Annotated in this window: 8 protein-coding genes; all 8 read right to left on the bottom strand. The window is 74.0% G+C overall.

The window, feature by feature from the left end; translation table 11 throughout:
- Nucleotides 1-127 precede the first annotated feature (127 nt).
- A complete protein-coding gene (locus tag ABZ930_RS37800; protein ID WP_361558818.1) occupies nucleotides 128-583 on the bottom strand; it encodes a DUF1772 domain-containing protein in 456 nt (151 codons plus the stop codon).
- A complete protein-coding gene (locus ABZ930_RS37795; protein WP_361558815.1) occupies nucleotides 580-969 on the bottom strand; it encodes a SchA/CurD-like domain-containing protein in 390 nt (129 codons plus the stop codon). The genes ABZ930_RS37800 and ABZ930_RS37795 overlap by 4 nt, the downstream gene beginning before the upstream one ends.
- Entirely contained in the window at nucleotides 969-1,712 is a 744-nt protein-coding gene (locus ABZ930_RS37790; RefSeq protein WP_361558812.1) for an SDR family oxidoreductase, read from the bottom strand. Before ABZ930_RS37790 ends, ABZ930_RS37795 begins: the two co-directional genes overlap by 1 nt.
- On the bottom strand, nucleotides 1,709-1,978 hold the full coding sequence (locus ABZ930_RS37785; protein WP_361558809.1) for an acyl carrier protein: 270 nt from the start codon (nucleotides 1,976-1,978) through the stop codon (nucleotides 1,709-1,711). Before ABZ930_RS37785 ends, ABZ930_RS37790 begins: the two co-directional genes overlap by 4 nt.
- A 28-nt stretch (nucleotides 1,979-2,006) precedes the next feature.
- Nucleotides 2,007-2,843, bottom strand: a complete 837-nt coding sequence (locus ABZ930_RS37780) for an AfsR/SARP family transcriptional regulator (RefSeq protein WP_361558806.1) — start codon at nucleotides 2,841-2,843, stop codon at nucleotides 2,007-2,009.
- A 15-nt stretch (nucleotides 2,844-2,858) separates the two neighbouring features.
- On the bottom strand, nucleotides 2,859-3,626 hold the full coding sequence (locus ABZ930_RS37775; protein ID WP_361558803.1) for an alpha/beta fold hydrolase: 768 nt from the start codon (nucleotides 3,624-3,626) through the stop codon (nucleotides 2,859-2,861).
- Between the two features lie 87 nt (nucleotides 3,627-3,713).
- Nucleotides 3,714-4,529: a 4'-phosphopantetheinyl transferase superfamily protein gene (locus tag ABZ930_RS37770; protein ID WP_361558800.1), complete on the bottom strand. Its 816-nt coding sequence runs from the start codon at nucleotides 4,527-4,529 to the stop codon at nucleotides 3,714-3,716.
- Between the two features lie 68 nt (nucleotides 4,530-4,597).
- Entirely contained in the window at nucleotides 4,598-6,304 is a 1,707-nt protein-coding gene (locus ABZ930_RS37765) for an acyl-CoA dehydrogenase family protein (RefSeq protein ID WP_361558797.1), read from the bottom strand.
- Nucleotides 6,305-6,342: the final 38 nt, after the last annotated feature.

Below are 6,342 nucleotides of genomic sequence, written 5' to 3'. Positions count from 1 at the left end.
GCTCTCGGCGAGGAGTTCGTCGGCGTCGACGATCCGGTACGCGTAACCCTGCTCGGCCAGGAACCGCTGCCGGTGCGCGGCCCGGGGTTCCCGGGGGCGCGGCCTCGCCTTCGTCACTGATGGTGCGTCATACGGCGGTCAGGGCTGCCGCGTTGACTAGCAGGGCCAGCACGGACAGCACGGTGCGCAGATAGTGGAAGCGGCGCCACAGCGGGCGCGGGTCCTCCCAGTCGGCCGGGATGTCCGCCGGGTCGCTGATCGACTTGACCCGCCGGTTGATGGGCACGTTGCACAGGTGGGAGACGCCGGAGACGCCGAGGAGCAGTACGGCGCCCACGATGAACAGCGTGCGCGGTGCGGTGCCGTCGGCCAGCACCGCGAGCACGATGTCGAGCAGCGTGCTGGACAGCACGATGACGGGCATCGTGGGGTCCCAGTTCCGGCCGAGCAGCTGGTGCGCGTGGACATAGGTGCCGGTCTCCATCGCGAAGAGCGCGGGCAGCACGCTCAGGGCGACGGCGAACAGCACTCCCGCGGTGACGCCGCTGCCCAGCAGGGCGGCGACGCCGAGCACCTCGGTCATGACGCGGTGGCCCCCGCGGGATGCGTGTCCACGCTCAGCTCCGAGACCTTGCGCATGACGGAGTTGCGGAAGTGCGCGGCGAACGCCTCGGGCGTGGAGGTGTCGCGCGCCTCGGCCAGGAGCGGGACGAGTTGCGCCTCGGCCGAGTGCACGCCCGCCTGCGCGCCCATGTGCCGGCCGATGGCCGTGACGTCGCCCTCGTACTGGATGAACCGCACGACGACGTCGTCCTTGACGAAGACGGCGGTGCCGAGCAGCCGCCCGGCCGCCTGCCCGTCGGCGCCCGCGAAGTCGGGGGTGTCGACGCGCTGGAAGTTCTCGAAGATCTCGGCGATCTCGTCCTCGTGGCCGGGCTTGACCCGGTACATGATGGCTGCGTAGGGCATCAGATTCCTCCGTCGACTTCGATGGTGGTGCCGGTGACGTACGCGGCCGAGGGCCCGGCCAGGTACAGCACGGCACCGGTCACGTCCTCCGGGCGGCCGAGGCGGCCCAGTGCGGTGAGGGCGGCGAGCTTCTGGGCCACCGGGGGCGGCGGGCCGCCGCCCGGTTCGGTCTCGGTGACGCCGGGGGCGACCAGATTGACCCGCACCCCGCGCGGACCGAGCTCCTTGGCCAGGGCCCGGGTGAACCCGACGAGCGCCGCCTTGGACGCGCTGTAGTGGACGCCGAAGGGGCGGCCGCGCAGTCCCACCGACGCGCCCACGTTGACCACCGACGCGCCCTCGGCCAGTGCGCCGAGCAGTTCCTGGGTGACCAGGTAGGCGGAGGTCGTGTTGTGGTCGAGCACCCGGCGCCACTCGTCGTCGGTGAGGTCGGCGAACGCCCGGTGGCCGTCGACGCCGAGGTTGTTGACCAGCACGTCGAGGCCGCCGGCGCCGAACCGGGCGGTGACCGCGCGGGCCAGTTCGGCCGCGCCCTGACGGGTGGTCAGGTCGGCCCGGACGGTCTCCGCCTCGGCGCCGAGGCCGGCCAGCTCCGCGGCCAGCTTCTCGGCGGCCTCGTCGTCGTGGCCGTAGGAGACCACGAGGCGGGCCCCGGCGCGGGCGAAGGCGAGTGCCGTCGCCCGGCCGATGCCCTTGGTGCCCCCTGTGACGACGACGCGCACCGGACCGGTGGCGTCGCTCACCGGACCGCCCCGGCGCGCGGCGCGACGCTGATCATCCGGAGCAGCATCCGCGGGGTCTCCGCCTCGGCGACCGCGTCGTCGTCGAGGACGACGCCGTACTTGCGGTTGATGACGCTGGTGACCTGGAGCAGGGCCAGCGAGTCGTACCCGAACTCCAGGAAGGAGGTGTCGAGGGCCTGTTCGCCCTCCAGGGCCATGCCCTCCTCCGGCGCTCCGACGCATTCGAGCAGCAGCTCGCCCAGTTCGGACAGGGTCATGTCACTCACGATGGCTTTCCTCTCGCTTCCTGAGGGATCAGTTGGCTCTCGCCAGTTGCGGACCCGTGACGGGCACGGTGATGTCGACATCGAGCTGTGGCGAGGAGTCGAGCACCGCGCGGTGCAGCTGCTCGACGCTGGGGGACGGATCGAGCCCGAGGCTCTGGTTGAGGCAGCGGCGCAGCTGCCGGTAGACGGTGAGGGCGTCACTGCGGCGCCCCACGCGGTACAGCGCCAGCATCAGCTGCTCGTGCACCGCCTCGTGCAGGGGATGGCGGGCGGCGAGTCCGGAGAGCTCGCCGACGAGTTCATGGTGGCGCCCGAGCCTCAGGTCCGCCTCGATACGCCGTTGAAGCACGCTCATCCGGGACTGGTCGAGCCGGGTCGCCTCCACCTCCAGGAGCGCGCCGCAGGGCACGTCGACCAGGGCCCGGCCGTGCCACAGCGACAGCGCCCGGCGGAAGTACGCGGAGGCGCCGGCCCAGTCGCCCTGGTCCAGGGCTCGGTGTCCTGCCGAGGACAGGGCGTCGAACTCGTGGGCGTCGAGCATCCCGCCGTGCACGTCCAGGCGGTAGCCGCCCGGCTCGGTGACGAGGATGCTCTTGGCGCCGTTGGGCAGTCCCGCGCCGGTGCCGTCGTCGCCGAGGGCGGCGGCGATGGCGTTGCGGATCTGGAGGATGTACGTCTGCAAGGTGGTCTGGAGGCTGCGCGGCGGATGTTCGCCCCACACCTCCTCCACCAGCGCGGCCACCGAGACGACCTCCCCGGCCTGGAGCGCGAGCAGGGCGAAGACCTTGCGCGGCTTGACGGCGGTGAGGTGCACCGGGACGCCGGCCAGGGTCGCCCTGAACGGTCCGAGCACGCTGATTTCCATGGGGACTCCTTTGGGTTACGAGGATCGGCCGACGTGGCGCGGTGCCGCGGAACGCAGCGCCTCGCCCACCGCACGGGGCACCTCGCGGTCCCGTACGAAGAAATGCGTGCCGCTCACGGTGCGGAACCGGAAGCGGGTACTGGTGCACCGCCGCCAGGCCCGCACCTCGTCGGCGCCGACCAGCGGATCGTCGGCGCCCGCGTATGCGTCGAGCGGGCCCGGCAGCGCGGTGACGGGCGGCCGGCGCAGGCTCTCGGCGAGGAACAGATCGGCCCGCAGCGTGGCGAGGGTCCGGGCCAGCCGGTCGGCCCGGTCGCGCAGCACCGCGGGGATGCTGTCCCGGCCGCCGAGGGCCACGATCAGCTCCTCGTCGGGGAGCCCGGGGGTGAGCAGCGCCCGCAGCAGCTGCGAGGACAGCTGGGGCGCGGCGCACGCGCCGACGGTGAGCAGTTCGGGCGGCCGCTGTCCGGTGCGGACCCGCTGTTCGGCGAGCCGGTAGGCGACCAGGGCGCCGAGGCTGTGTCCGTAGAGCGCGTAGGGCTCGTCGAGCAGCGGGGCCAGATCGGCCTCGACCGCGTCGATCAGCCGGGCGCCGTCCGTGACGGGCGGCTCCCGGTGCCGGGTCTCCCGGCCGGGCAGCCGCACCGGCAGCACCTGCACACCGTCGCCGGTGCGCCGCTGCCAGCCGGCGAACGTCGCGGCACCGCCGCCGGCGTGGTGGAAGCAGAACAGCCGGATCCCGTCCGTGCCGGACGTCGGTCGTGCCGCCAGCGAGTGCTGCACCGCATCCCCCTTCGTGGCGCGATCACGCCCCCACGCCTTTCGGTCACTTGCGCGACCCGAGCGTCGGTGCAGGGGCTCGGTGAACGCTCAACTGGCGCTGGAGCGCGGGTCACGGAGCACCGGCAGCAGCGGTTTCGGCCCGGTGTCCTCGCGCCGGTCGCCGAAGTCGCTGTCGAAGACGGCGGCGCTGACGGTGTAGGCGTCGTCGACCAGCCAGCTGTCGAAGGACCACTCGGGCCCGGTGCCGGGCAGGCCGTCGGGGCTCAGCAGCCGGACCCGGCCGTCTAGCCGGCCGAATCCGAACTCGGTGAAGCGGAACCTCAGTCCCTGCCCGATCGCCTTGCTGTACGCCTCCTTCAGCGTCCACAGCCGCACCAGCTCCCGGTTGCGCAGCGGGGCGGGCACCCGGCGCAGCTCCTCCAGTTCGTACGGGGTGCAGGCGCTGGCCTCGGTGCCGAGATCGAGCATCCGGCGGTCCGCGGGCTCGGTGTCGACGCCGATCCGGCCGAACCGGGTCAGGCCGACGACGAGCAGCCCCTCGGTGTGGCTGAGGCCCACGTCGAGCTGGTCGATGCCGCGCAGATAGGGCCGGCCGCCCGGCTTGTACGCGAGCTCCAGCTCGGCGGGGAGCGTGCCGAGCACGGCGCTCGACGCGTGCTTGAGCAGCATCCGGGCGGCGACGAACCGGTCCCGCCCGCGCGTGGGCGGCATCCGGACCAGACGGGCGTGGTCGGGGCCCAGTGCGGCGATCAGCGCGGGGTCGGCCAGATCCGGCGGCAGCCAGTCGTCGACGGCCCCGAACACCACGCCGCTCCCCCGCTCGGACACCGCCCGGCGCAGGGGCTCCCAGGAGTGTTCCGGGCCGCGGTGCCGCAGCGGTGCAGTGCTGGTCCGGTCGTCCATGACGGTCCTCTCCGGCCACCGCGCGCCGACCGGGCACGGTGGGGTCGAGCGTGGCGGCCGCCGTGCGGTCAGCGGCCGAGCGCGGTCGCGTACAGGTCGTAGCTGCGGGCGTCGTCGAAGCGGTGCAGCAGTTCGGTGAGCAGTTCGTCCGCCCCGGCGGACAGCCGGCGGGCCGCCGACTTGTCGAGGCGGCAGGCGACCCGGGTCAGGGCCATCGCCGCCCAGGCCGGTGCGGACAGGAAGCCGCTGCCGGGGCGGTGCCGCCACACCCCCAGGCAGGCGGCGCCGGCGACGACCAGGGCGTACCGGTCGGCGAGTGCGTAGGCGCGGGCGCTGATCGGGCGGTCGGCGGGGCCGGCGGTGAGTTCGGCGCAGGCCTCGCGCAGCAGGCGTGCCTGGACGGCGAGGATGCCCGCCGCCTCCGCGAGGGCCTGGCCGCACTCCCCCGCGGCCGCCTCGGCGGTCCGGGCGACGGAGTCGAGCAGGGAGTCGCAGTCGGCCGCGGTCCCGCCCGTCGTCCAGGGCGGCAGCGCGGCGTCGAACGGGCGGAACAGCGCGGCGAGCCGGTCCGGATCGCCGGCCGGGGCGAGCGAGGGCACGCGCAGCAGTTGGGCGACGATCTCGGTGCGGCTGGCCGAGGTGCCCGCACTGCCGAGGCCGATCATCGGCAGGTCGCGGGCGATCTTGCGGAAGGTTCCGTAGCTGCCGCCGCCCGCGTACGCCTCGACGCCCAGCACGATCGACAGGTCGTCCATCATGTCGTTGAGGACCGTCGGCAGCAGGTACTTGGCGACGGCGCCCAGCGTCCGGCTCTCGGCGGGCAGCAGGTGCGGCGCCCGGGTCGCCACCAGGGAGAGGCAGTCGCACACCAGCAGATCGGCGAAGGCGTGGACCAGCGCGGCGCGCGTGCTCGCGGTGTGCAGGGAGGCACTGCTGCGGGCGTGGCGCGAGCGGGCGAAGGCGGTGGCGGTGCGCAGCGCGGTGTCGGCGCAGCCGAGGGCCATCGACAGGCCCGCGCCGCGGGTGAGCGGGAAGACGGCCTCGGCCTGCGCGAGTCCGGTGCCCGCGGGCCCCAGCAGCGCGTCGTCGGCCAGCCGCCACCCGTCGAACGCGAGGCCCTGGATGACACAGCCGCGTACGCCCGCGGTGGTCCGGCGCGGCAGCAGCGTCAGTCCGTCGCCCGTGCCGACGCCGGGGGCCAGGAAGGCGCTCGGGCCTTCGGGCCCGGGTGCGAACAGCACCAACGCCCGGGCGCCGGCGGCGTTGTTGACGGCCTCCTTGCGGCCGGTGAGACGGTAGCCGCCGGTGTCGGACCGCGCGGTGAGCCGGTTGCGCAGGAAGGCGTTGCCCTGGGGCGGCTCGGGGTAGGCGCAGGCCATCCGGTGGCCGGCCAGCAGCAGATCGGCCGTGTGTCTGCGCTGGGCCGTGCTGCCCCCGGTCCACACGGCCACGGCGGCCAGGAACGAGGTCAGGCCGTAGCCGAGGCCCAGTGCCGCGTCGCGCCGGAACACCGCGCGCAGCACTCGGGCCAGGGCGTCGAGCCGGTCGAGCCTGCCGCCCAACTCCCGCGGTACGAACTCGGCGTTGAGCCCGAAGGCGTCCAGCAGTCGCTCCGCGGCCGGCAGCAACTGGCGTCGCTCGTCGGCCGCGAGGAACTGCTGGGCACCCAGCGGGTTGCCGGGATCGTCGAGGCCCGCGAGATCGAACTCCAGGCGTGCGATGCGTTCCTGCACCGCGGCCTCCGCGGAGTCCGCCGTGGTCGGCGCCGTGGTCATGATTGCCTCCGTCCTCCCTGCGCCCCGCTGTCCGTACG

This window comes from Streptomyces sp. NPDC046716 (assembly GCF_040645755.1).
In the GTDB taxonomy this organism is placed as follows: Bacteria; Actinomycetota; Actinomycetes; order Streptomycetales; family Streptomycetaceae; genus Streptomyces.
The sequence above is the reverse complement of the archived record's forward strand: the minus strand, read 5'-3'. Positions and strand labels throughout refer to the sequence as shown.